This is a genomic window from Azospirillum sp. BE72, from assembly GCF_031455875.1.
Lineage (GTDB): Bacteria > Pseudomonadota > Alphaproteobacteria > Azospirillales > Azospirillaceae > Azospirillum.
On sequence record NZ_JAVDTO010000004.1, the window covers coordinates 19,252 to 43,599 of the forward strand.

A 24,348-nucleotide genomic window follows, 5' to 3' on the forward strand; every position below is an offset into this window, starting at 1 on the left:
ATCGTCATGGGAAGCTTCAGCCTGTTCCACTGGGCCATCGTTCTGCTGGTCGTCCTGCTGCTGTTCGGCGCCGGCAAGCTGCCGAGCGTGATGGGCGACTTCGCCAAAGGCATCAAGAGCTTCAAGTCCGGCCTGAAGGACGAGGAAGAGGAGCGCAAGCCGATCGCGTGATGGGGGAGGGGACGGCGTAATTGAACGTCGGCTCCGATGCCCCCACCCCAACCCTCCCCCGCTCTCAGCGGACCTACGGTCCGCCTGCCGCGTCAGCACAAAGCATAGCTTTGTGCGAGAGCTGGGCGGGGGAGGGAGCAGGTGCTTGTACGGGAGAGTGGCGGCAGTCCCTCCCCCGCCCAGCGGGGGAGGTTAGGTAGGGGTCTAACTTCCCCTCACGCCACCACCCGCAGCGCCCCCGCGGTGTCGTGGTAGAAGCCGTTCACCAGCGGCGCATCGATCAGCCCGCCCAGTTCCGCCGCCACCTCGGCCCCGTCGCGCCGGCCATCGAGCACCGCGCGGAACGCCTCGGCGACCCTCACCATGTCCATCGCCTGCGGCGACAGGCGGAAGCGCGAAACGCCCATCTCCACCAACTCCGCCAGTTCCGGCGCAAGACACAGGCAGCCGTGCGACATCGTCTGCGTGCCGTTGACCGTCAGGAAGGGCTGGCCGTCCATCGTCGTCACCGGCATGCCGTCCGGGTCGTTGCCGCAGACGAACTGGCAACCGTCCTTGTGCAGCCCATGGGCGCGCGCGTGATAGCAGCGGGCCGAGATGGCGAGCGGCGCCCGGCCCCAGGCCTGCACCTCCACCGCGACGCCCAACTCCCGCCCGGCCTTTGCCAGCGCCGCCACGGTCACAGCCGGCAGCTCGGCCGGCAGCGACACCGCCACCGCACCGCGCTCCGCCATCCAGGCCAGCGTCGCCTCGTTGTAGACGTTGATCGTCGGCCCGACGGCATGCGGCCGCCCGGCCAGCAGGGCCAGCGCGCCCATGTCGTTGGCCTCGACCAACCCGCCGTCCGCAAGCCCGGCTTCGGCGGACACGAGGTCGCGCATCGCCGACCGTTCGCGCTCGCTGCCGACCAGGATCGGGCTGGCGAGCCAGACGGTCTTGCCGGCCGCGCTCAGCCGCTCGACCACCTCGCCCATCGCCTCGGCGAAGAAGGGCGCCCGCTTGAAGCAGACGATCTCACCGACTACCACGGTGTCGACCGGGGCCTCGTCGGCGATGCGGGCGTAGAAGTCGCGCCAGCGGTCGACCGGCCAGTTGAACAGCACCGGCCCCAAAGTGAGTGACGCAGTCATTCCGTAATGCTCCTTGCCGCCCGATGCTCAGCGCCAGGCGCGGGTATAGGCACCGGTGGTCTGGGTTCCGCCCTCGACCATCGCCTGCAGATCGATGTGCGGCACCGGCCGGCCGGCGGCGAAGCTGTCCAGAGCCTCGCGATAGGCGCGGACGACGGCGCCGATATAGGCCTTGCCGCGCTGCCGCCCCTCGATCTTCAGCGCATGGACGCCGGCAGCCTTCAACTCGGGCAGCAGATCCATGGCGTTCAGGCTGGTCGGCTCCTCGAACAGATAGGCCGGCGCGCCGCCGGCGACGAAGCGGCCCTTGCACAGCGTCGGATAGCCGGCCTGCTCGCCCTCGCCGAAGACATTGATGGTGAAGCCGCCCAGCGTGGAGGCCAGCGCGCCGCCGCGCTGCTCGTAACGGACATGCGTGGCCGGGGAACAGACGCCCTGCTTGTTCGGCGACAGGCCAGTGGCATAGGAGGACAGCGAGCAGCGCCCTTCCGCCATCGGGCAGAGGCCGCCGAAGACGAACACCTCTGTCTCGACGTCGACCTCGGCATTCAGCTTGGCGATCTCCGGCACCGTCAGCACGCGCGGCAGCACCACGCGGCGCACGCCGAAGGCGTCGCGGTAGAGCCGGATCGCCTCCACATTGGCGGCCGAGGCCTGGACCGACAGGTGCAGGCGCAGGTCGGGATGGCGCTTGGCGGCATAGGCCAGCAGGCCCGGATCGGCCAGGATGACCGCATCCACCTTCAGCCGCGCCGCGTCGTCCACCGCCTTCTGCCAGGGACCGAGATTGCCCGCCTGCGGATAGGTGTTGATGGCGACATAGACCTCCACCTTGCGGGCGTGGGCATAGTCCACCGCGTCGGCCACATCCTGCCGGGTGAAGTTCAGTCCCGGAAAATTGCGGGCGTTGGTCTCGTCCCGGAAGCCGAGATAGACGGCGTCGGCCCCGGCATCGACGGCGGCGCGCAGAGCGGCCGGGGTGCCGGCCGGGCAGATCAGTTCGAAATTGTCCATAATTCTTACGCCTCCGCCCCCGGAACCGTCCCGGTCAGGCGGGCTTCGATCCGCGCGCCGATCCGCTCGATCCCGCGCCGCAGCGGCGGGGGCAGCAGCCGGTGCGCCGCTTCGACGCGGTCCAGCACCGGTCCGGCATTCCGGCGCAGCACCGGCAGGGCGCGGGCAAGCGGCCCGGCGATGGAGGCGGCGTCGGCCATCAGATCCATCTCGTCCTCGCCGTCCAACGTGTTTCGCAGGGCCAGGATCAGGGCGGTGTCGCCGGAGATGGTCAGCTCGCGCCGGAAGAACAGGGCATCGCCGTCGATCCGCCCCTCCAGCAGGTCGAGCAGCCGGGCATAGGGACCGCGGATGACGGCATCGGCCACAGCCGCACCGGTCCCGACCGCCCCGCGGGGCAGGGCATGCAGGGACAGCTCAGGCCCGACGCGCATCATCAGCGCGACCGGTGCATCCACCGGCTCGATCAGAACGCGGGCGTCCTGCATCTCGCGCAGTGCCTCGAAGGCGCGCGGATGGCGCTCCGCCAGCACGCGGAGAAGGCGGGCCAGCAGCGCATCGCTGACCCTCTCCCCCAACCGCGGGACGAGCCCGAGCCCCGCACGGCTCAGGCTGGCTTCGAAACGTCGGGCCCGGTCGTCGTCAATCGCGGTCGGTGCGACAGCGGGCTCACGCATGGGCTCACGCATGGGCGGAGTCCCTCCTTATCGGTCATTCCGCTACCCATCAAATCCGCTAATCGCCCGCAGTCATTGACCTCGGTCAAGTTTAAGCTTGAAAAGCCGGTCTCAGGCGGCGCTGGCCAGCCCTGCGCGGTCGATCAGGTCGTACAGTTCGCGGTCCTCGCGGCCGATGCGATGTTTCAGCGCAGCCACCACCTCGCGCGTCTCGCGGACGAAGGCGGCCGGATCCTTGGCGACCGCCACCGGGCCGGGCCAACGTGTGCGGTACAGGTCGAACCGCGCCCGCAAGTTCCCCATCTCCGCCTGGAAACGCGCCGCCGTGCTGCGCAGCTTCGCATCCGGGTGGGCGAGCAGGCGGGGGTATAGCGCGCTGTCCTCCAGCGACAGGTGGACGGCGAAGATGCCGAACAGCTCCCGCACCGTGGCGGTGAGCGCCGCCGTGTCCGACTCCACGGTCCTTGATGCGAGCAGCGCTTCGATGCGGCCGACCAGCTGGCCGACACCGGCATGGTGGTCGCGGTAGAGCGCGGTGCTGACGGTGACGTTGGCCATGATTTTGTCTCCAACCGTTGCCACCCTTCATGGGCGGCGTTGAAGCCAGCATGCCGGCCCGCCCGCCCGGCATCGTTGCGCCACAGCAAGCAGTTCTCCGAAAGATCGGGGTAACGCGGTCCCGGCCTCCGCGCACTACCTGACTGTCCATGCCGCCGACAGGTTTTGCGATACAGCAGCGCGAGGGAGGGGAGCATGACAGCGACACGACGGATGGTTCTGCAGGGGGCGATCCTGCAGGGTGCTCTGGCCGCGACAGCCATGGCGATTCAGCCGGCGTTCGCCCAAGCACAGGCCGCTCCGCAGGCCGGCGCACCGGCGATGCGGCGCATTCCCGCCACGGGCGAGGCGATTCCCCCCGTGGGGCTCGGCACCTGGATCACCTTCAATGTCGGCGACGACGACGAGCTGCGCGACGAATGCGCGGCCGTCATGGACGCCTTCTTCCGGGCCGGGGGCGGGATGATCGACTCCTCTCCCATGTACGGCTCCGCCCAGCAGGTGGTCGGATACGGCCTGCGCAAGCTGGGTCAGCCGAAGGGCCTGTTCTCGGCCGACAAGGTGTGGATTTCCTCCGGCAGCCGCGGGCCGTCGCAGATCGAACAGTCGCGCAGCCTGTGGGGCGTGCCGCGTTTCGATCTGCTGCAGGTCCACAACCTGCTGTCCTGGGAGGAGCATCTGCAGACGCTGTCCGCGATGAAGGCGGCAGGCCAACTCCGCTATGTCGGGATCACCACGTCCGAAGGCCGGCGCCACGACCTGCTGGAGACGATCATGGCCAGCCGGCCGCTCGACTTCGTGCAGCTCACCTACAACATCGTCGACCGTGAGGTGGAGGAGCGCATCCTGCCGCTGGCGGCGGACCGCGGCATCGGCGTCATCGTCAACCGCCCGTTCCAGCAGGGCGTCCTGCTGCGCCGGCTGTCCGGCCAGCCGCTGCCCGCCTGGGCCGGCGACATCGGCGCGTCCAGCTGGGCGCAAATCGTCCTGAAATTCATCATCTCCCATCCCGCCGTCACGGTGGCCATACCGGCGACCAGCCAGGTCGCGCATGTGCGGGAGAATATGGCCGCGATGAGCGGACCGATGCCCGATGCCGCGATGAGGAAGCGCATGGCCGACCATGTGAGGGCGCTCTGATGCCGGAATGGTGGACCTACTCCGCCGAGGATTTCCTGCTGTTCAGCCCCCGCGCCTACTGGCGGCTGATCGAACGCCACAATGAGGCACTCTGGCCGGCGCAGTTGTTGACGCTGCTGCTCGGCATCGCGATCCTGTGGTTCCTGCTCCGGCCCCGGCCCTGGTCGCACCGGCTGATCGCGGGCGGTCTGGCGGTCCTGTGGGGCTGGGTCGCCTGGAGCTTCCTGTGGGAGCGCTACGCCACCATCAATTGGGCGGCAGTCTACATGGCACCGCTGTTCGCGCTTCAGGCCGTGCTGCTGGCGTCGGTCGGAGGGCGGCTGCGCTGGTCGTTCGACCGGACAGGGCGTGGATCGGGAGGGCTGGCGCTGTTCCTCTATGCCCTTGTCCTGCACCCGCTGACGGCGCCGCTGCTGGGGCGCTCGATACGGGGAGCGGAGGTTTTCGGCATCACGCCGGACCCGACCGCCATCGCGACCGTCGGGCTTGTCCTGATGGCGGCCGGGCGCTGGTCGTGGCTGCTGCTCGTCATCCCATTGCTCTGGTGCCTTGTCGGCTGGTTGACCCTGTACGGTATGGGAGCGGCAGAGAGTTGGGTCCTGCTGGCAGCGGCGGGGACAGGGGCGGTGCTCGCCGTCCTGCCCACCACCCGCCGGCCCGGTCCGAAATGAACCCACCTGTGGGACGGCTCACAGCGCTGAAACGGGAATGCGCTCAGGATCGCTCCGACATCGCAATCGGCCTCCGGATGGAGCGATCCCATGACCGTCCTCTTCATCGCCATCGCCCTGTCGATCCTCAGCATTGCGCTGCTGGTCGGCTTCGACCTCTGCATCCATCTGCCTTCGGAGTTCACCGGGGCAAAGACCATTCCCTGCAACGGCGGAAGGCTTGGCGAGGACATCATGGGGTGATGGCCGGACGGGTTCGGCCGTCGGCGCCCTTACGGCTGGCCGCTGCCGCCGGCGGCACCATAGATGTGGCCGGTGGTGTAGCTGCCGTCCTCCGCCGCAAGCTGGACATAGATGCCGGCAAGCTCGGCCGGCTGGCCGGGACGGCCCAGCGGGGTCTGGCCGCCGAACTGCTTCAGCTTCTCCTGGGTGGCGCCGCCGCTGACCTGCAGCGGGGTCCAGATCGGGCCGGGGGCCACGCCGTTGACACGGATGCCCTTCGAGGCGAACTGCTTGGCCAGCGACTTGACGTAGTTCATCGTCGCCGCCTTGGTCTGGGCATAGTGGTACAGCTCCGGCGTCGGATCGTAGGACTGTTCCGAGGTGGTGCCGATGATGACCGAGCCGGGCTTCAGGTGCGGCAGCGCCGCCTTGATGGTCCAGAACGGCGCGTAGATGTTGGTCTTCATCGTCGCGTCGAACTCCTCGCTGGTCAGGTCGAGGATGGAAGTGCAGGCCTGCTGCCGCGCGGCGTTGCAGACCAGGATGTCGAGCCCGCCGAGCCCGGCGACCGCATCCGCCACCATCTGCCGGCAGAACGCCTCGTCGCGCAGGTCGCCGGGAATGGCGACGGCCTTGCGGCCCGCCGCCTCGATCAGCGCAACGACTTCGCGGGCGTCCGGCTCCTCGGTCGGGAAATAGTTGATGGCGACGTCGGCCCCCTCGCGGGCATAGGCGATGGCGGCGGCGCGTCCCATCCCGGAATCGCCGCCGGTGATCAGCGCCTTCCGCCCCGCCAGCCGGCCGGAGCCCTTGTAGCTGGTCTCGCCATGGTCCGGCGGCGGGTCCATGTCGCGGGCCAATCCGGGCCAGGGCTGCGACTGGCCCTTGAAGGGCGGCTGGGGATATTTGTACCGCGGGTCCCGCGGCGATACAGTGTCGTCACTCCGGTCCATGCGCGTCTCCTTGGTCGGGCGTCACACACAGAACCGGGCAGGGCCGGATTGGTTGCCGGCCGGGGCGGGCGGCAGCCATTCCGAAACCGGGAACGGCCGCCCCGCTCCCTGTCCTCAGCCGCACATGCCGCCACAGCAGGAGCCGTTGCGCCGCGCCAGCAGCCGCTCATAGGCGATGCTGACCACGCCGGCCGGCGGGATCACGCCCTGCAGCAGTGACAGCACGTCGGCCGCCAGCGTGCCCGGCGGGCAGTCCGTCACCTCGCAGACCGACGCGCCGCTTGCGTCCGGACCCAGCCGCGCGTCGTCGGCCGCGACCGCCACGTCGCCGTTGCGGTCGATGCGCACGCGCAGGCTGGTCGCCGCTGCCCCCTCGGGCCGGGCGATGCGGACCTGCCAGACCTCGGGACCCTGCTGCAGGTATTCCCAGGAGAAACTGGCGCCGAACAGGCTGAGGAGCTGGTGGTGCAGCGGGCGCGGGTCATGGTCGTTGACCAGCGAGAAGCCGTCGCCGGGGGTCAGATCCTGCACCGACTGGAAGATCAGCTGGTGGCGCTGGTAGGGCGGAATGGCGCGGAGGTCGAGCACCGGTTCGGCCTGCATTGCATGGGTTGTGGTCGGCATCGTCGTCCGTCTGGCTGTGGGGGAGCGGCAGGATCGCCATGCACCGCTGTAACCCGGATCGCCGATGCCTTCTTTGCTCCAGCACAAACGCCGGAGAGGGTTGGCGCCGGAGAGGGTAGGGACATCAGCCGCTCATCGCCGTGGCAAAGGTGCGGTCGTCGACAAATTGCCGTGCCGCAAAGTCCAGGCGAGGGCACCTGAAGCCGGCTGCCGGCAAATTTTGCAACCGAACCCTGCCGTCAGTACGCTTGGCGGTATAGGGCCAAGGCATCTTCATAGGTGACTTCGCGCGGATTGTTGATCAGGAGCCTTTGCACCTTCATGGCATCGGCAGCCAGCATCGGCAAATCATCGCGCCGCACGCCGACCTGCTCCAGCCGCTGCTCCATCGGCATGGCGGCGACCAGATCGCGCATGGCGCCGAGGAAGGCGTCCGTCGCCCTGGCCGGCGTGGCGAAGGCGCTGCCGGGCAGGATCGCCGGGGCGAGTTCGGCATAGAGCGTCTCGGCGGCGGGCCGGTTGAACTCCAGCACCGGTCCGAGCATGAGCGCGTTGCTCAGCCCGTGCGGCACATGGAAATGGCCGCCCAACGGGTAGGCCAGGGCATGGACCGCCCCGACCGGCGCGTTGGCGAAGGCGATGCCGGCGAGCAGTGAGCCCTGGAGCATGGCCGCGCGCGCGGCGACGTCGCGTCCGTCGGCGATGACGGTGCGGATGTTGCCGCCCAACAGGCTCAGCGCCCGCAGTGCGAGGCTGTCGGACAGGGGGTTCTTCTTGTGGCGGGTGGTGTAGGCTTCGATGGCGTGGACCATCGCATCGATGCCGGTCATCGCCGTGACGCGCGGCGGAAGCCCCAGCGTCAGATGAGCGTCCAGCACCGCCAGATCGGGATAAAGCAGGCTGGAGACCACCCCCTTCTTCTCGCTGGTGGGCGTGGTCACGATGGCGATCGGCGTCACCTCCGACCCGGTGCCGGCGGTGGTCGGTACCTGGATCAGCGGCAGGCGCGGCCCCCTGGCGAGACCGATGCCATAGATGTCCGGCAGATCCTGCGGCGTGCCGGTCAGCAGGGCGACCAGTTTCGCTGTGTCCAGCGAACTGCCGCCGCCGACCCCGATCACGCCGTCGGCCCCGGCGTCCCGCGCCGCCTGCACCGCCAGCGCGACCGACTGCTCGGGCGGGTCGGCCACGACGTCGGAGAACAGGGTGCAGACCGTCCCGGCGGTCCTGAAACCGGCCTGGACCGGCTCCAGCAGCCCGGCTGCGACCAGACCGGCGTCGGTGACGATCAGCGCGCGGCGGATCCCCAGTCCCTTTGCCATCTCGCCAAGCCGGGTCGCCGCCCCCGCCTCGCACACCAGCTTCGGGGTGGTTTCGAACACGAAGTCCATCATGTCTCGGTCCTCACCGGAAGGGGGAATCAGGCGTTTTCAGCCGGCGCGACCAGCCGTTCGAGCACGGCGCGAAGTTTCTCCGGCAGCGCTGCTGGGCGGCGCGTCTCGCGATCGACGTAGACATGCACGAAATGGCCGCAGGCCGCCGGGGTCGGATCGTCGTTGCGGAACAGCCCGACCTCGTAGCGGACGCTGCTGGTGCCCAGCCGCGCCACGCGCAGCCCGGCCTCGACCCGGTCGGGGAAGCTGATCGGCGCGTAATAGCTGCAGCCGGTGTCCACGACCAGTCCGATCACCGGGCTGTTTTCGATGTCGAGCGCACCGTTCTCGATCAGGTACTGGTTCACCACCGTGTCGAAGTAGCTGTAATAGACCACATTGTTGACGTGGCCGTAGGCGTCGTTGTCCATCCACCGGGTCGGGACGGTCTGGAAATGGGGATAGGCGGCGCGGGTGTCGTGCTTGCGGTCCATGCGGGTTCCTCTCTAGTCTCGGGTTCGATCTTGGGGGGTCAGGCGACTTCGAACAGGCCGGCGGCGCCCATGCCGCCACCGACACACATGGTGACGACGACATGGCGCACACCCCGGCGCTTGCCCTCGATCAGGGCGTGGCCGACCAGACGGGCGCCCGACATGCCGTAGGGATGGCCGATGGCGATGGCCCCGCCGTTGACGTTCAGCCGCTCGTCGGGGATACCGAGCCGGTCGCGGCAATGGATCACCTGCGCGGCGAAGGCCTCGTTCAACTCCCACAGCCCGATGTCGTCGACGGTCAGGCCGTGGCGCTTCAACAGCTTCGGCACCGCGAAGACCGGCCCGATCCCCATCTCGTCCGGGTCGCAGCCGGCAACGGCGATGCCCCGGTAGATGCCGAGCGGGTGCAGGCCCCGCCGTTCGGCCTCCGCCGCCTCCATCAGCACGCTGGCCGACGCGCCGTCCGACAGTTGCGAAGCGTTGCCGGCGGTGACGAAACGCCCTTCCTGGATTTGCTGGCCGTCGCGGAACACAGGCTTCAGCGCCGACAGTCCGGCCAGCGTGGTGTCCGGCCGGTTGCTCTCGTCACGGTCCAGCGTGACCGGGTGGCGGGTGGTCTCGCCGGTCGCCTTGTCGAGGCGGGTCATGGTGGTGGTGACCGGCACGATCTCCATGTCGAAGCGCCCGGCGTCCTGCGCCTCGGCGGTGCGGGCCTGGGACCGGGCGGCGTAGGCGTCCTGCGCCTCGCGCGGCACGCCGTAGCGCGCCGACACGATCTCCGCCGTCTCGATCATGGCCATGTAAACGTCGGGGCGGTGCTCGACCAGCCAGGGATCGCGCCAGCGGTCGACGTTCAGGCGTTCGGTCTGCACCAGCGACAGCGATTCCAGCCCGCCGCCGACCGCCACAGTCATGCCGTCGACGACGATCTGCTTGGCGGCGATTGCGATGCCCATCAGGCCCGAGGCGCATTGGCGGTCCACCGACTGTGCCGCCACCGAGGTCGGCAGCCCGGCGCGCAGTGCGCATTGCCGGGCCATGTTCATGTGGGTGGCGCCCTGCTGCAGCGCTGCCCCCATCACCACGTCGTCGATCTCGGCCGGGTCGATCCCGGCGCGGGCGACGGCATGAGCGATGGCGTGCCCGCCCAGGGCCTGCGCCTGGGTATCGTTGAAGGCGCCCCGATAGGCCTTGCCGATCGGCGTGCGGGCGGTCGATACGATGACGGCTTCCCTCACCGGTCTTCTCCCTGCTCGCCGCGTGCGTTCGGACCGGCGGCCTCCGCCGCGCGTTTCAGGATGCGGTCGACATGGCTCAGGCCGGCGTCGATCTCGTGCTGGTTGTCGAGCGACGCGATCTCGGCGAAGCGGGCGGCCACGGCTTCCGGCGTGCGCTCACCCTCGGGCAGGAAGACGCCGTCCGATTCGACGATGGCGAGCCGGGCGTAGGTGCCGGCGCCGGAGAGGATCACCGTGCGGCTCGGCGCCTGCTCCGACACCAGGAACAGCGCCGCCGGGGTGACGAAGTCGGGGTTCAGCCGGGCCAAGGCCGTCTCGTCGAGGATGTCGGACGTCATGCGGGTCGCCGCGGTCGGAGCGACCGCGTTGACGTGGATGCCGTTGCGCACCCCCTCCAGATGCAGGACGTTCATCAGCCCGACCAGACCGGCCTTCGCGGCGCCGTAGTTCGATTGGCCGAAATTGCCGTAGACGCCCGAGGTCGAGGTCGTCATCAGGACGCGGCCGTAACCCTGCGCCCGCATGATCGGCCAGACCGCATGGGTGACGTTGGCCGCCCCCATCAGATGCACGTCGACGACCGAGCGGAAATCCTCCAGATCCATCTTGGCGAAGCTCTTGTCGCGCAGGATGCCGGCATTGTTGATCAGCACGTCGATGCGGCCCCACAGGCCGAGGGTGCGCTCGACCATGGCGGCGACCTGCGCCGGGTCGGTGACGTTGGCGCCGTCGGCGATGGCCTCGCCGCCGCGGTCGCGGATCTCCGCAACCACGGTTTCGGCGGCACCCGAAGCGCCGCGGCCGTCGCGCCCGCCGCCCAGGTCGTTGACCACCACCCTGGCGCCGCGTGCCGCCAGTTCCAGCGCATAGCCGCGCCCCAGGCCGTTCCCCGCCCCGGTGACGATGGCGACGCGCCCGTCGAAGCGGATGCCGTCAGGCCCCATGCCGTTCGATTGATTGCTCATGCTGCGTCCACCTGTTCTTTCAAGAGGGTCAGAATGATCCAGTCGGCCGCCAGCGCCGGCTTGCCGCCGCCTTCGATCTCCACCGTCACCGCATAGCGTGCGACCAGTTCCCGATCCGACCGGCGGGTCGCCTCGCTCAGCACGAAGCGGGCCCGGACCCGCGCGCCGGCCCGGACCGGTGCCAGGAAGCGGACCCGGTCGAAGCCGTAATTGATGACCATCGCTTCCCCGGCAATCACCGGCAGCACGCCCGCGCCCATCGCGGTCAGCAGCGACAGCGACAGGAAGCCGTGGGCGATGGTGCCACCGAAGGGGGTGTCGCGGCTTGCGCGCTCGGGATCGACATGGATGAACTGGTGGTCGTCGATGACGTCGGCGAAGGCGTCGATGCGCTCCTGGGGGATCGCGAACCAACGCGACACGCCGATCTCGCCGCCGACGCGCCGCTCCAGGTCCCCAGGGGAAACAGGTTCGTTCATTGGGGGTCTTCCCATATCCGTTTGGCCGCTGATTGGCCGTTGATCGGATGCGGTCGCAGCAAAGTTCGCTTGCGCCACGCACAAAAAACATACCAAGTAGTATGTGAGCGGTCCGGTCCTGTCCAGGCAGAAATGTTGCCTGAGGCATGGATTGGTCCTAGCTTCGCCGAACCGACCGACGCCGCGCCGTCGCAGCGGGTCGGGGCGGGCGAAACGGGTTGGTCGTCGACGAACATATTGAGCTGGAACTGGATGATGAGCAGTGAAAAGAACCCGCTGTCGCCCCGCATAGACAAGACCGGGAACATCGACATCCTGACCGCCGCCGCCGAATGCTTCATGGAGCAGGGATACCATGCGACGAGCATCGACGATGTGGCCCGACGTCTGGGCGCCACCAAAGGCCGCATCTATCATTATTATCGCTCGAAGACGGAGTTGTTCTTCGACGTCCACCGCGAGGGGATGCGGCGCAACTTCGACGCCGTCACCCCGGTGATGAAGGGGCCGGAGCCGGCGGCGCGGCGCCTCAGCGCCATGTTCCGCCAGCACGCCCTCTCGATGATGGAGAATCTCGCTCTGGAGGCGGTGGTCGTGCAGGGCGTGGAGATGCACCGCTTCGGCGCCACGACGCCCGAGCAGCGCCGTACGCTGGCCGAGCTGATGACCGTGCGCAACGACTTCGAGAGCCTGTTCAAGCGGGTCGCCTACGAAGGCGTCGAGGACGGTTCGATCCGCACCAGCGACGTGTCGGTGGCGGTCAAGGTGGCGCTGGGCGCCATCAACTGGCTGTCGATCTGGTATCGCCCCCGCCCGGCGGAGACCCGCGACGACCGCGAGATCCTGGCCGACAAGATCGTCGATTCGATCATGCAGGGGCTGAACGCGCCGGACTGAAAATGGAGAAGCCCCCGATCCCGCATCGGGACGAGGGCTTCGATGTCCTTGGCAGGCCGCGGGCCCGTCAGGCGAGGGTTTCCCGCTTGAAGCGGATGCCCGCCGCCTCGCGGTCCCAGCACTCCTCCGTCAGCCCCTCGGCGCGCAGCGTGTGCTTCTGGAGCTTGCCGCTGGCCGTCTTCGGCAACTCCTCCACCACCCGCACATAGCGCGGCACCATGTAGTGCGCCACCCGCGCCGCCAGGAAGCCGACCAGTTCCGCCGGATCGACTGAGGCGCCGGGAACCGGGGCGACGACCGCCAGCACCTCGTCCTCGCCGACCGAGCTGGGCACCGCGACCGTCACCGCCTCGCGCACCGCCGGGTGGGCGCAGATTTCCGCCTCCAGTTCGAAGGAGGAGATGTTTTCGCCGCGGCGGCGGATCACGTCCTTCAGGCGGTCGACGAAGAAGAAGCGGCCGTCCGCCTCCATGCGGAAGGCGTCGCCGGTGTGGAACCAGCCGTTGCGCATGGCCGCCAGCGTCGCCTCCGGGTTCCGGTAATAGCCGGATCCGAGTGCCCATGGGCGATGGGAGCGGATGATCAGCTCGCCGACCGTGCCCGGTGGCAGCTCCGCGTCGTTGCCGTCGACCACGCGCAACTCGAAGCAGGGCCGCGCGCGGCCGCACAGGCCCGGCACCATCCCGTCCGGTCCAGCCGTCAGCGGGCTGGCGATCTCGGTCATGTTGTAGACGGTATGGAGTTCGACGCCGAAGCGCGCGCCGAAGCGCGGTGCGTCGTCGCCGAAGGGGACGATGAAAACCTTCCTGAGAGTATGGTCGCGGTCGTCCGGCTCCGGCGGCGCCTTCAGCAGGAAGCTCGCCATGACGCCGAGAAGCAGGACCACCGTGCTGCCGGTGTCGCGGATCGAGGCCCAGAACTCCGACGTCCGGAATTCCGGAACCATCGCCATGGAACCGCCCTTGCCCAGCATGCAATAGACGTAGAGCGTGCTGCCGCAATGGAAAATCGGCCCGCAGATCATGCAGCGGTCGTCCGCCGTGATGCTGTCGAAGGCGTCCGGCCCCATCGTGTAGATCTGGACGTAGGACGTCACGATCCCCTTGGCCGCCCCGGTCGTGCCCGATGAATACATGATCGCATGCGGATCCCAGGGCTGGATCGGCCGGTCGAGTTCCAGGTCGAGATCGGCGTCGGCGGGCGCGTCGACCAGCGGCGCGATGGTGACGCCGGGCAACGCGGGCGGATCCGAGTCCGCCGCGCCGACGGTCAGGACCGTAGCCAGAGACCCCCGGTCGATCTCCGCCAGGCGGCCGACCAAAGCCGTGTGGGCGATGAGGACTGCGGCGCCGGCATTGTCCAGCATGTGCTCCAGCGGGCGTCCCCGGCTCGCCGTGTTGAGCGGCACATAGACCGCCCCGAGATAATTGATGGCGAACCACGAGGTCAGCAATTCAGGCCCGTTCCCCATCCAGCACAGCACATGGTCGCCCTGGCGCACGCCTTGTGCGCGCAGGGCCGCGGCGCGGCGGCGGACCCGCTCCAGCGTCTTCCGGTAGGTCCACGTCTCGCCCCGCCAGAAAGCGACGAACACCGCGTCGGGCTGCCGCTCGGCCTGTCTTTCCAGAAGATTGCGCAAGACGCATTCGTCCGCCGTGGGGATCCGCCCCCGATCATCTCCGTGCATCGCCGAAAACCCTCCCTCTTCTTCCAACCTCGACGTCCGGCCGTGGGGCCGCCCACCGCCCGGCAGCGGCTGCCATCCATATGTTTGCATCACCAATCAAACGATTGCAACATACTCAGTAGAATGTTAGGTCATGAAGGCCGGCTCGGATGGCCGTCGGCTCGGAAGGAGAGGGGGCAAACGAGATGAGCTTTGTTTCGGTTGAGCCGTCGGACGGGGTGGCGCTGGTCCGCTACGACCGAGGCGGACGGGCCAATGCGTTGAGCGCGGCGGCGATGACGGAGCTGACGGACGCGGCCCGCCACCTGCGCGCCGACACCACCGTACGGGCGGTGGTGCTGACCGGCACCGCCGCGGTGTTTTCCGGCGGCATCGACCTGTCCGACCCGCAGCTCTGGCCGACCGGCGGGGATGTGCTGGAGCAGCATGCCGCCATCGAGCGCGGCCGGATCCTGTGCGACGCCTGGGCGGCGCTGCCCCAACTCACCATCGCCGCCGTCGAAGGGCCGGCGATCGGCGGCGGCGGGGTGCTGGCGATGGCGTTGGACTGGCGGGTTTTCGGGCTCGGCGCACATCTTCGCCTGCCGGAGGCCCGGCTCGGCTTCACCCTCGCCTGGGGCGGCCTCCCGCGTCTGGTGTCGCTGGTCGGCCCGGCGCGAGCAAAGCGAATGCTGTTCACCGACCTGCGCGTCGATTCGGGGCTGGCGCTCGAATGGGGCCTCGCCGACCTCGTCGCCGAGGACGGCGCGGTGGTCGCGGACAGCCTGCGGCTGGCCCGTGACGCGGCAACGGTCCCGCCGCTGATCTTGCGCATGACCAAGCGTGCCATCGACGCCCAGACCGACCAGACGCGTCTGGCCCATGGCGACAGCGACCAGTTCCTGCTCGGCCGCCTGCTGCGCGACGCCGCCGGGGCCTGAGCTTTTTTCAAAACAGCACAAGAACCGGGAGGATAAACGCATGAAGTCGCTCAAGACGGCCCTGCTCGCGGGCATGGCCACCGTTACCATAGCCAGCATTCTGATCGGCACGGCCCACGCGCAGGTTTCCGACAATGTCGTGAAGATTGCCGTGCTCGACGACATGACCGGCATCTACGCGGACCTCGCCGGGCGCGGATCGGTGGTCGCGGCGCAGATGGCCGTCGAGGATTTCGGCGGCAAAGTCAAGGGCGCGCCGGTCCAGGTCGTCTTCGCCGATCACCAGAACAAGGCCGACATCGCCGCCAGCGTCTCCCGCCAATGGATCGACCGGGAGCAGGTCGACGTGATCGTTGACGTCGGCAACTCCGCCGCGGCGCTGGCGGTGCAGGAGGTGACGCGCGAGACAGGGCGGGTTCACCTGAACTCCACTGCCGGCACCACCGAGCTGACCAACGAGAAGTGTTCGCCGACCGGCGTCCACTGGACCTACGATACCTACGCCCTCGCCAACGGCGCCGGCCGTGCCCTGACCCAGCAGGGCAACAAATCGTGGTTCTTCATCACCGCCGACTACACCTTCGGCCGCAGCCTGGAGACCAACACGTCGAACGCGGTCAAGAAGGCCGGCGGCACGGTTCTGGGCGCGGTGCGGGCGCCGGTCGCGACGCCGGACTTCTCGTCTTTCCTGCTTCAGGCGCAGGCGTCGGGCGCGCAGGTGGTGGCGCTCGCCAACGCCGGGGGTGACTTCGTGAACGCGGTGAAGCAGGCCAACGAGTTCGGGTTGACCCAGGGCGGCCAGAAGATGGTCGGCATGCTGGTCTTCCTGACCGACATCGACAGCCTCGGCCTCGAGGTGACCAAGGGGATGGTCATCACCACCGGCTGGTATTGGGACAGCGACGAGCGGACACGCGAGTTCGCCCGGCGTTTCGGCCAGCGGCACGAGGGCAAGATGCCGACCATGGCCCAGGCCGGCGTCTATTCGGCGGTGCTGAACTACCTGAAGGCCATCGATGCCGCCGGCACCGACAAGGGTCTGACGGTGGTCAACCAGCTGAAGAGCATGCCCATCGAGGACATGTTCGCTCGCAACGGGAAGGTCCGCGCCGACGGTCGCATGGTCCACGACATGCATCTTGTCGAGGTCAAGAGCCCCGCCGAATCCAAGGGCCGCTGGGACTATTACAAAATCCTCAGCACCATCTCCGGCGACGACGCCTTCCTGCCGCTGTCCGAAAGCAAGTGTCCCTTGATCAAGGGCTGAGGATGGCGGGCTGATGGCGCCGCGCCGGCTGCCGGCGCGGCGCGGGAACGGGAGGGAGGCGACGGACGCCATCGATGTCGATCGGCCCACCGGCAGACGTTGGCGCCACCGCGGCACCGGAGAATTTTCGCGCATCGTGGCGATGCACAGCGTAGATTCTGCCGGGTCGCAGGATGCCCCTCCACTCTATCCAAGGAGGTCGGTAGCTGGCGACCGATGGGGGAGACGACGGACCGTCCGCCACCCCAAGGCCGTCAAACACCCTGGAGCCGCCAAGCAGGAGACCGATCCGATGGCCGAAACCGCCGTAGGCCGCTTCACCACCGGTTCGCCGATGCGCCATGTGATGGTGATGACCGCCACCGGCTCGGTCGGGCTGATCGCGGTGTTCGCGGTCGATCTGCTGAACCTGTTCTACATTTCACTGCTGGGCGAACGCGAACTGGCGGCGGCGGTGGGCTTCGCCGGCACCGTCCTGTTCCTGCAATCGTCGCTGTGCATCGGACTGTCGATTGGCGCCGGAGCGCTGGTAGCGCGAGCGATAGGCGGCGGCCGGCGCGCCGAGGCGGAGAGGCTGGCGGGCTCCAGCCTGATCCTCACCGCGCTGGTCGCCGCAGTGGTCGGCCTGCTGACCTTGCCGCTGCTGGGGCCGGCGATGGATCTGCTGGGTGCCAGGGGAGCCACCAAGGACCTGGCTGTCGGCTATCTGACCATCCTGTCACCGACCCTGCCGTTGCTCGGGCTCGGTATGGGCTGTTCGGCGATGCTGCGGGCGCAGGGCGATGCGCGCCGCGCCATGACCGTCACGCTCTATGCCGCACTGTTCACCGCGGCGCTGAACCCGGTTCTGATCTTCGGCCTGCGGCTGGACCTGACCGGTGCAGCGGTGACGGTCGTGCTGTCGCGCTGCCTGCTCGCCGCCGTCGGCTGGCACGGTGTGGCGCGGGTGCACCGGCTGCTCGCCGCCCCGGGCTGGACCGGGCTGGTGAAGGATGCCGGGACACTTGCCGGCATCGCCGGTCCGGCGGTCCTGACCAATCTCGCCACCCCGGTCGCCGGCGTCTACGTCACCACCAGCATGGCCCGCTTCGGCGATGCGGCGATCGCCGGGGCGGCCATCGTCGATCGCATGGTTCCGGTTGCCTTCGGCACGATCTTCGCCCTGACCGGCGCGGTCGGCCCGATCCTGGCGCAGAATCTGGGCGCAGGCCGGCTCGACCGGGTGCGGGCGACCCTGCTGGCCAGCCTGGCGCTGATCGTCGTCTGGGTGTTGGCGGTCTGGCTGGGTCTGTTCCTTGCCCGCGACTGGGTGGTGATCGCCTTTTCCGCCGAGGGCGTGTCGGCCGATCTGGTCCGCCTGTTCTGCACCGCCGTGGCTGGCGGGTTCCTGTTCGTCGGCTTCCTCTTCGTCGGCAACGCCGCGTTCAACAATCTGGGCTTTCCACTGCTGGCGACCGGGTTCAACTGGGGCAGGGCGACGCTGGGAACGATGCCTTTCGTGGCGGTGGGCGGTTGGCTGGGCGGGGCGCCGGGGGTGCTGATCGGACAGGCGGCGGGATCGGTGCTGTTCGGTATCGCGGCGGTCTGGGTGGCGTTTCGGGTGACCGGACGGCTCGGCCATAAGCAGTTGGGCCGGACCGGAGGCGGCCCGGCACCGGAGGCCGTGATGGTGCCGGCCGACGTTCCGCTGTCCGACAAGGCGGCGGCCGCGCTGACCGTGCAGATCAACCGGCCGTGAGGCGGCACCGGGAGTGCCTCCACGGTGTCCTGCACCGAAGGTGAAGCGGAATTCCGCCATAGAGCGCGTACAAAACACGCACAGGATTCACGTTCCAGATTTCACCGATTTCCCAATGGAATCAAACGCAATCGCACTTTATGGTTCCTTCCAGAGAAGGGGCCGGCCGGGAACCGGCGGCGGCGAGATCGTCCAGCAGGGCGTCAAGCTCCAGCCCATAGGCCTCAGCCGCCTCCCGCACGGTCATGAAAGGCGCCATGGCGCAGCCGGGACAGGCGAGGCCGCGGCGAAGCAGGACCGGCACCACAGCGGGGCGCTCGCGCATCAGCTCGGCCATGGTCATGTCGGCGATCGTCATCTTGGCCACGGATGATGAGGCGGCCATGGCGGCATGCTCCTGCGCTGGGGACAGGCAGCCACCATAGCCGCCGGGCAGCGAGCGGTCTTTGCGCCACCGCAAGCGCCCCGCATTCGGCCCACCTATTCAGCCGTCCTGCATTCAGCCGCGCGGCGGAACCGGCGGCAGATCCTCGGCGATGGCGACCAGCGCGTGGGGCTTGCGGATCACCACCTGCTGCCGGCCGCTTTCGACGATCCCCTGGCTTTCCCAGGCCGACAGGGTGCGGCTGACGGTGTGCAGCGTGGTGCCGGTCATCTCCGCCACGTCCTGGCGCGACAGGGGGAAATCGATCTCCACCCCCGCCTCCACCCGCCGGCCGGCGTGACGCACCAGACGCAGCAGGGCATGCGCGATGCGGCGCTCCACCCGTTCGGTCGCGACCTCGCGCAGGCGGTTCTGCACTTCGCGCAGACGGCCGCCGACGATGGACAGCGCGTTGCGGGCGATGACGGGATGGCGGTCCATCAGTTCGGTCATCCCGGCGGCCGGCCAGGACAGCTCGACGCAATCCGCCACGGCGACAGCATCGGCCGGATAGAGGCCGTCGGTGAAGATCGCCAGCGTCCCGAACATCTCGCCGGGGCCGATGAAGCGCATCACCACCTGCTGGCCGTCGGGACCGGTCTGCACGATCTTCACCCGCCCGTCGATCAGCGCATGGCCGGCGGCGGCCGGCTCCCCCTGGGTGAACAGGGCGGCGCCGCGGGCATGCCGGCGCGGACGGGCGAGCGCCACCGCCTCGGCCAGCGCGTCGGCACCCAGCCCGGCGAACAGCGGCATGCCGCGCAGAACGGCGGGATCGGGGGGCGGGGGCATGGCGGTCGTCCTGGCTCGGTCCGGGTCTGGCCCGACAGTGTAGCGGCCAAAGCATACCCATTCGTAAGCGAATTTGTTGCCGGTCAAAGCGCGCCCGCCCGCCGGCCGCCAGAATGACCGGACCGGACCACCGAAGAGCCCGCCTCCCATGCATTCCCCCGCTCCCATCACCAGCGCCCCGATCACCAGTGCCCACCGCCTGATGTACCCGGCAGCCGCCATCTATGCCGCGCTTGCCGTGCCGTTGTGGCTGGCGGCGGTGTCCGGCCTGCTGCCGGTGGACTGGTCGCCGGCGCTGCATGCCCACGAGATGACGCTGGGCTATGCGCTGGCGGTGGTCGGCGGATTCCTGATGACACGGCTGTCGCGGCGGATGGTGGCGGTGGCCTTCCTGTCCTGGCTGGCCGGGCGGTTGGCGCTGCTGGGCGGATTGCCGGCGGTGGTGGCCCTGCCGGTCGGCATCGCCTATCCGCTGCTGCTGTTCGTGGTCGCCGGCCTGCCGTTCCTGCGCACCAGCCGCAGCGGACACAATGCAGTGTTCGGTCCGCTGATCGGCGCCTTCTTGGTGGCGGAGGCGCTGTTCTGGGCGTCGGAGCTCGGGCTCGTCCCGGCCGGCGGGATGCCGGTCGGGCTGCTGCTGATCGCGACGCTGCTGCTGACCATGGGCGGGCGCGTCATCCCGGCGGCCACGGCCGGCGCCCTGCGCCGCCGCGGCATCACCCTGGCGCAGCGGGTGCAGCCGCGGCTGGAGGCGATGGGCGTGGCCGGCGCCGCCCTCTGCCTGCTGTCGGCGGCGACCGGCCTGCTGCCGCCGCTGGGGGCCGCCGGTGCGGCGATGGCGGGGGCCAGCGCGCTGCTGCGGCTGGCCCGCTGGAAACCGCATCTCCTGCTGCGGCAGCCGGAGATCGCCAGCCTGCATCTGGGCTATCTCTGCCTCGGCATCGGCTGGCTGCTGACGGGTTTCGCGGAGCTCGCTGGTCTGCCGCCGGCCGCCGGCTGGCACATGCTGGGGGTAGGGGCGCTCGGCATCCTCGCCAGCGCCATGATGATCCGCACCACCCTGCAGCGGGAGGCGGAGCCCGAGCGCTTCCCGCCCGCCGCGACGGCCGCCGTCGCGCTGATGGCCACGGCCGCGGTTCTGCGCTTGGCGGCAGTCTGGTGGCCTTCGATGACGCTGCTGGCAGCGGCGGGTGCCTTCTGGACGCTCTCCCAGCTTCTGACCTCCGCCGTCCTGCTCACCCGGCCGAGGCGTGGAAAACGATGATCCCTCACCCCCGCTGCCAGATCCCCTTGCCCGGCAGCCGGTCGCGGTCGTGGCTGCGGTCGAAGTCCAGCGCCGGCCCCTTCGGCACGATCAGGGTCGGGTTGATGGCGGGATTGGTGTAGTAGCCCGCCTTGATGTGGTCGAGCTTCACCGTGTCGCGGATGCCCGGCCACTGGTACAGCTCGCGCAGATAGGCGGACAGGTTCGGGTAGTCCTCGATCCGGCGCAGATTGCATTTGAAGGCGCCGTGATAGGCGGCGTCGAAGCGCACCAGCGTGACGAACAGGCGCCAGTCGGCCTCGGTCAGATGCTCCCCCGCCAGATAGCGGCTGGCCGACAGATGATCCTCCAGTCTGTCGAGCGTGGCGAACAACCCGTCGAACGCCTCGTCGTAGCTGGCCTGCGACTTGGCGAAGCCGCAGCGGTACACGCCGTTGTTGACGCTGGCATAGACCAGTTCGTTCCAGCGGTCGATCTCTGGCCGCAGCGGTTCGGGATAGAGGTCAAGCCGGTTGCCGGTCAGGCCGTCGAAGGCGCTGTTCAGGATGCGGATGATGTCGGCCGATTCGTTGTTGACGATGCGGCGCTCCTGCCGGTCCCACAGAACGGGGACCGACACCTTGCCGGTGTAGGTGGGATCGCTCGCGGTATAGAGCCGGTAATGGTGGCGGAAGGGGCCGACGCCCTCGCCGGCATCCTGATCCTCGGCATAGACCCAACCATCCTCGCCCAGCACCGGTTCGGCGGCGGACAGGCCGATCACCCCCTCCAGCCCCTTCAGCACGCGGAAGATCAGCGTGCGCGAGGCCCAGGGGCAGAGATAGGAGACATAGAGGTGATAGCGTCCGGCCACCGCCGGCAGGGTGGGGCGCCCGGCGGCGTTCCCGGCGGCATCCCCGGCGGCATCAGGCGCGCCGTCCGGCGTGATCCAGTCGCGGAAGCGGGTCGGCTCGCGGTGGAAGGCGCCGTTCCTGATCTCGCTGGCCGCGATGTCGCCCTTTACCCAGACACCATTCACAAGCTGCGGCATCGCGGCCTCCAATCATCAGGGGAGTGGAAAAGGGAAGGGACCGGCGAACCGGTCCCCTCCACACTGCAACAGACCGGAACGGCCCTTCGGTCAGGACTTGACCGCCTCGATCTCGATCAGCAGCTGAATGTCGTCGCCGACGGCCGGGGCGCCGTACTTCATGCCGAAATCGGTGCGCTTCACCGTGCCGCGGGCGGAGAAGCCGGCGGTCTCCAGCTTGCTGGCCGGGCTGACGCCGTCCTTGTTGAAGGTGATGTCCAGAACAACCGGCTTGGTCACGCCCAGCATGGTCAGGTCGCCGTGCAGCTTGCCGGTCTTGTCGCCGGTCTTCTCGATCCTGGTGCTCTTGAAGGTCAGCTTCGGGAACTCCTTCGCGTTGAAGAAGTCGGGGGAGCGCAGATGCTCGTCACGCTTGGCGTGGTTGGTGTCGATGCTGGCGGAGTCGATGGTGACGGTGACCGAGCTCTTCTCGACCGCGTCCTTGTCGAAGCTGATGTCGCCGCCGACGGTGTTGAAGCGGCCGATCACGTTGGAGAAGCCGATGTGGTTGACGACGAAGGCAACGGCCGTGTGGGCCGGGTCGATCTTGTAGCTGACCGGGGCGGCGAAGGCCGGCGTCAGGGTGCCGGCGGCGGTCGCGACGAACAGGGCGGCGGCGAACAGGGTCTTCTTCATGAACGGAGCTCCGGGGATTGGGTTCGGATGATGGGGATGGAGGTTCAGTAGGGCGACGCTTCGCCACCGGTCAGCGCATAGGCCGTACCGATGGCGACCAGCGCCGGAAGGACCGCGACCACCGTGACGGCGGCCGACGAGGCGGCCCGGCCGACCGGGCCATGGCCCTGGGGAACGAAGCGGCTGACATGGCCGGCCAGCAGTGCCGGCAGCGCCAGCAGCAGGACGGCGGTCTGCGCCTGGGTGAAGAGGGTCAGCACGCCGGCCAGCAGAACCGCGATGCCGGTCGCAACCCGGCCCGACAGGCCCCAGCCATGGCGCTCGACCGGCCAGTTCCACAGCAGGAAGCCGCCGGCCGACGCCGCCAGAGCCAAAGCCATCTGGGCGATGGACGCCGATGAGCCGATCAGGGCCGTGCCGCCGACGGCCAGCGCCAGCGCCAGCAGCGAGGCGGCCGGCGCGGTCGGGCTCTCGCCCCTCTCCGAACCATGCGCCTGCGAACCGCGGGCAAAGGCGACCCACGCGGCGGTGGCGAGCAGGATCGCGAAGCTGACGGCCGCCGCCATGGAATCCAGGGCAGGCAGCGCGATCCACAGCAGCGAACCGGCCAGCCACACCGCCAGCGCCACCGAAACCGCCCGGCCACGCAGGCCCGCCGCATCGGCGGCGACACCCAGCAGCAGCCCGATGGCTGACGACCAGAACAGCTTGCCCATGCTCGACGGCGGGGGCAAAGCCGGAAGGCCGACCACCATCACGAAGACCACCAGGAACCCCGCCGCGATCCCGGCCGCCGCCAGCGGGCGGCGCAGCAGGTGCAGGGCACCGACGAGGATCAGGCTGACTGCCAGGGGCAGGGCGCTGGACTGGACGAAAGGATCTTGAAGCAACTCGGACATGCGGACGGCCGGCTTTGGATGGGGTGGCGCAGGATGCACTTGGTGCAGACCCTAACCTGTGCTCTGGTGAGCGCAAATTGGCGAGTTTTGCAAAAAGCATCTGCGGGAATGAGCGGGAATAAATGGGAATCGGTAACAATTGGGATGACCTGCGTTACCTGCTGGCCGTGGCGCGGCATGGCTCCCTGTCGGCAGCCGCGCGCGTCCTGGGGGTGAACCACAGCACGGTGCTGCGCCGGGTTACGGCGCTGGAACAGGCCATGGGCGCCCAACTGTTCGACAAGCTGCCCGGCGGCTATGTGCTGACCGCGGCGGGCGACGAGATGCACCGGGTCGCGCAGAAGATGGAGGAGGATCTGGCCGCCGCCAACCGCCTGCTGTCCGGCCGCGACACCCGGATCAGCGGCAGCCTGCGCGTGACCACCGTCGACATCCTGACGCTCTACATCCTGCCGCGCCACATCGCCGCCTTTCGCCGGCTCCACCCCGAACTGCGTGTCGATCTGGTGGCGGCGGAGGCGTCGCTCAGCCTGACCCGGCGCGAAGCCGACGTGGCGATCCGCGCCACCAGCCGCCCTCCGGAGAACCTCGTCGGGCGTGCCGTCTCCGGGCTGGCCTTCGCCGTCTATGGCGCATCCTCCTATCTGGAGCGGGCCGGGGATGCCGGCGACCTGGACCGCCATCCGTGGGTGGGGCTGGACGAGTCCTTCGAACACACCTCCCTCGCCCAGTGGATGAAACGGACGGTGCCGGCGGTGTCCATCGGCTACCGGGTGAATTCGGTCGCCGGGGCGGTGGAGGCGGTGCGGGCCGGGATAGGACTCGGCCTGCTGCCCTGCGGGGTGGTGGACCGCGACCCCGGTTTCCGCCGCATCGGCGATCCGGTACCGGAGGCCGACGCCAAGCTCTGGCTGCTGACGCACGAGGATCTGCGCCACATGGGACGCGTCCGCGCCTTCCTGGACTTCATGGCCGAGGCGCTGACGCGCGAACGCGACCTGCTGGAGGGGCGGTGTCCGTGGCGGGAGTGACTGAAAACGCCC

Annotated in this window: 27 protein-coding genes; 10 read left to right on the forward strand and 17 right to left on the reverse strand. The window is 69.0% G+C overall.

Going from position 1 to position 24,348, the window contains the following annotated elements; all coding sequences use genetic code 11:
• Positions 1-6 precede the first annotated feature (6 nt).
• A complete protein-coding gene (locus J2Y49_RS14480; protein ID WP_310115551.1) occupies positions 7-171 on the forward strand; it encodes a twin-arginine translocase TatA/TatE family subunit in 165 nt (54 codons plus the stop codon).
• A gap of 215 nt (positions 172-386) precedes the next feature.
• On the opposite strand, the gene J2Y49_RS14485 is transcribed toward J2Y49_RS14480, so the two are convergent.
• The 4 genes from J2Y49_RS14485 to J2Y49_RS14500 all read right to left on the reverse strand — a co-directional run bounded on the left by J2Y49_RS14485 (position 387) and on the right by J2Y49_RS14500 (position 3,550).
• Positions 387-1,301, reverse strand: a complete 915-nt coding sequence (locus J2Y49_RS14485; RefSeq protein ID WP_310115552.1) for a U32 family peptidase — start codon at positions 1,299-1,301, stop codon at positions 387-389.
• Between the two features lie 27 nt (positions 1,302-1,328).
• Entirely contained in the window at positions 1,329-2,315 is a 987-nt protein-coding gene (locus tag J2Y49_RS14490) for a peptidase U32 family protein (RefSeq protein WP_149225125.1), read from the reverse strand.
• A 5-nt stretch (positions 2,316-2,320) separates the two neighbouring features.
• Entirely contained in the window at positions 2,321-3,004 is a 684-nt protein-coding gene (locus J2Y49_RS14495) for an SCP2 sterol-binding domain-containing protein (RefSeq protein WP_310115553.1), read from the reverse strand.
• A gap of 99 nt (positions 3,005-3,103) precedes the next feature.
• On the reverse strand, positions 3,104-3,550 hold the full coding sequence (locus tag J2Y49_RS14500) for a hemerythrin domain-containing protein (protein WP_310115554.1): 447 nt from the start codon (positions 3,548-3,550) through the stop codon (positions 3,104-3,106).
• A gap of 195 nt (positions 3,551-3,745) precedes the next feature.
• Between J2Y49_RS14500 and J2Y49_RS14505 the strand changes: the two genes are divergently transcribed.
• The 3 genes from J2Y49_RS14505 to J2Y49_RS14515 all read left to right on the forward strand — a co-directional run bounded on the left by J2Y49_RS14505 (position 3,746) and on the right by J2Y49_RS14515 (position 5,604).
• A complete protein-coding gene (locus J2Y49_RS14505) occupies positions 3,746-4,690 on the forward strand; it encodes an aldo/keto reductase (protein ID WP_310115555.1) in 945 nt (314 codons plus the stop codon).
• A complete protein-coding gene (locus J2Y49_RS14510; protein WP_310115556.1) occupies positions 4,690-5,361 on the forward strand; it encodes a DUF6064 family protein in 672 nt (223 codons plus the stop codon). Before J2Y49_RS14505 ends, J2Y49_RS14510 begins: the two co-directional genes overlap by 1 nt.
• Before the next feature lie 90 nt (positions 5,362-5,451).
• Positions 5,452-5,604: a hypothetical protein gene (locus tag J2Y49_RS14515; protein WP_310115558.1), complete on the forward strand. Its 153-nt coding sequence runs from the start codon at positions 5,452-5,454 to the stop codon at positions 5,602-5,604.
• 29 nt (positions 5,605-5,633) lie between these two features.
• Here the strand turns inward: J2Y49_RS14515 and J2Y49_RS14520 are convergent, their stop codons facing one another.
• The 7 genes from J2Y49_RS14520 to J2Y49_RS14550 form a co-directional block, all read right to left on the reverse strand.
• Positions 5,634-6,536 (reverse strand): SDR family oxidoreductase, encoded by a 903-nt coding sequence (locus tag J2Y49_RS14520; RefSeq protein ID WP_310115559.1) that lies wholly within the window; start codon positions 6,534-6,536, stop codon positions 5,634-5,636.
• Between the two features lie 114 nt (positions 6,537-6,650).
• Positions 6,651-7,160, reverse strand: a complete 510-nt coding sequence (locus J2Y49_RS14525; protein ID WP_310115560.1) for a DUF2249 domain-containing protein — start codon at positions 7,158-7,160, stop codon at positions 6,651-6,653.
• A 239-nt stretch (positions 7,161-7,399) separates the two neighbouring features.
• A complete protein-coding gene (locus tag J2Y49_RS14530) occupies positions 7,400-8,554 on the reverse strand; it encodes an iron-containing alcohol dehydrogenase (protein ID WP_310115561.1) in 1,155 nt (384 codons plus the stop codon).
• A gap of 26 nt (positions 8,555-8,580) precedes the next feature.
• Entirely contained in the window at positions 8,581-9,027 is a 447-nt protein-coding gene (locus J2Y49_RS14535) for a thioesterase family protein (protein ID WP_310115562.1), read from the reverse strand.
• Between the two features lie 38 nt (positions 9,028-9,065).
• Positions 9,066-10,268, reverse strand: a complete 1,203-nt coding sequence (locus tag J2Y49_RS14540) for an acetyl-CoA C-acyltransferase (protein ID WP_310115563.1) — start codon at positions 10,266-10,268, stop codon at positions 9,066-9,068.
• Entirely contained in the window at positions 10,265-11,233 is a 969-nt protein-coding gene (locus J2Y49_RS14545; RefSeq protein WP_310115564.1) for an SDR family NAD(P)-dependent oxidoreductase, read from the reverse strand. Before J2Y49_RS14545 ends, J2Y49_RS14540 begins: the two co-directional genes overlap by 4 nt.
• Complete coding sequence (locus J2Y49_RS14550) at positions 11,230-11,712, reverse strand: MaoC family dehydratase (protein WP_310115565.1); 483 nt, start codon at positions 11,710-11,712, stop codon at positions 11,230-11,232. Before J2Y49_RS14550 ends, J2Y49_RS14545 begins: the two co-directional genes overlap by 4 nt.
• A 255-nt stretch (positions 11,713-11,967) precedes the next feature.
• Between J2Y49_RS14550 and J2Y49_RS14555 the strand changes: the two genes are divergently transcribed.
• Complete coding sequence (locus J2Y49_RS14555; RefSeq protein WP_310115566.1) at positions 11,968-12,609, forward strand: TetR/AcrR family transcriptional regulator; 642 nt, start codon at positions 11,968-11,970, stop codon at positions 12,607-12,609.
• Between the two features lie 67 nt (positions 12,610-12,676).
• Here the strand turns inward: J2Y49_RS14555 and J2Y49_RS14560 are convergent, their stop codons facing one another.
• Positions 12,677-14,248, reverse strand: coding sequence for an AMP-binding protein (locus J2Y49_RS14560; protein WP_310115567.1), 1,572 nt, complete (start codon positions 14,246-14,248; stop codon positions 12,677-12,679).
• Between the two features lie 233 nt (positions 14,249-14,481).
• Between J2Y49_RS14560 and J2Y49_RS14565 the strand changes: the two genes are divergently transcribed.
• From J2Y49_RS14565 to J2Y49_RS14575, 3 genes are all read left to right on the forward strand, one after another.
• Positions 14,482-15,216, forward strand: coding sequence for an enoyl-CoA hydratase/isomerase family protein (locus tag J2Y49_RS14565; RefSeq protein WP_310115568.1), 735 nt, complete (start codon positions 14,482-14,484; stop codon positions 15,214-15,216).
• A gap of 40 nt (positions 15,217-15,256) precedes the next feature.
• Positions 15,257-16,483: an ABC transporter substrate-binding protein gene (locus J2Y49_RS14570; protein WP_310115569.1), complete on the forward strand. Its 1,227-nt coding sequence runs from the start codon at positions 15,257-15,259 to the stop codon at positions 16,481-16,483.
• A gap of 292 nt (positions 16,484-16,775) precedes the next feature.
• Positions 16,776-18,221 (forward strand): MATE family efflux transporter, encoded by a 1,446-nt coding sequence (locus J2Y49_RS14575; RefSeq protein WP_310115570.1) that lies wholly within the window; start codon positions 16,776-16,778, stop codon positions 18,219-18,221.
• Positions 18,222-18,342: 121 nt separating this feature from the next.
• Here J2Y49_RS14575 and J2Y49_RS14580 read toward each other — a convergent pair whose 3' ends face one another.
• Positions 18,343-18,681, reverse strand: coding sequence for a DUF1858 domain-containing protein (locus tag J2Y49_RS14580; RefSeq protein WP_310115571.1), 339 nt, complete (start codon positions 18,679-18,681; stop codon positions 18,343-18,345).
• A 39-nt stretch (positions 18,682-18,720) separates the two neighbouring features.
• A complete protein-coding gene (locus tag J2Y49_RS14585) occupies positions 18,721-19,437 on the reverse strand; it encodes a Crp/Fnr family transcriptional regulator (RefSeq protein ID WP_310115572.1) in 717 nt (238 codons plus the stop codon).
• Between the two features lie 148 nt (positions 19,438-19,585).
• On the opposite strand from J2Y49_RS14585, the gene J2Y49_RS14590 reads away from it, so the two are divergent.
• Entirely contained in the window at positions 19,586-20,701 is a 1,116-nt protein-coding gene (locus tag J2Y49_RS14590; protein WP_310115573.1) for an NnrS family protein, read from the forward strand.
• Between the two features lie 4 nt (positions 20,702-20,705).
• Here the strand turns inward: J2Y49_RS14590 and J2Y49_RS14595 are convergent, their stop codons facing one another.
• From J2Y49_RS14595 to J2Y49_RS14605, 3 genes are all read right to left on the reverse strand, one after another.
• The gene (locus J2Y49_RS14595) at positions 20,706-21,731 is read right to left on the reverse strand and encodes a glutathione S-transferase family protein (RefSeq protein ID WP_310115574.1); all 1,026 of its coding nucleotides are present in this window, start codon (positions 21,729-21,731) and stop codon (positions 20,706-20,708) included.
• Between the two features lie 90 nt (positions 21,732-21,821).
• Positions 21,822-22,406 (reverse strand): YceI family protein, encoded by a 585-nt coding sequence (locus tag J2Y49_RS14600; RefSeq protein ID WP_310115575.1) that lies wholly within the window; start codon positions 22,404-22,406, stop codon positions 21,822-21,824.
• 44 nt (positions 22,407-22,450) lie between these two features.
• Complete coding sequence (locus tag J2Y49_RS14605) at positions 22,451-23,305, reverse strand: hypothetical protein (protein ID WP_310115576.1); 855 nt, start codon at positions 23,303-23,305, stop codon at positions 22,451-22,453.
• A gap of 122 nt (positions 23,306-23,427) precedes the next feature.
• Between J2Y49_RS14605 and J2Y49_RS14610 the strand changes: the two genes are divergently transcribed.
• Positions 23,428-24,336, forward strand: coding sequence for a LysR family transcriptional regulator (locus tag J2Y49_RS14610; protein WP_310115577.1), 909 nt, complete (start codon positions 23,428-23,430; stop codon positions 24,334-24,336).
• The last annotated feature ends 12 nt before the right edge of the window (positions 24,337-24,348 follow it).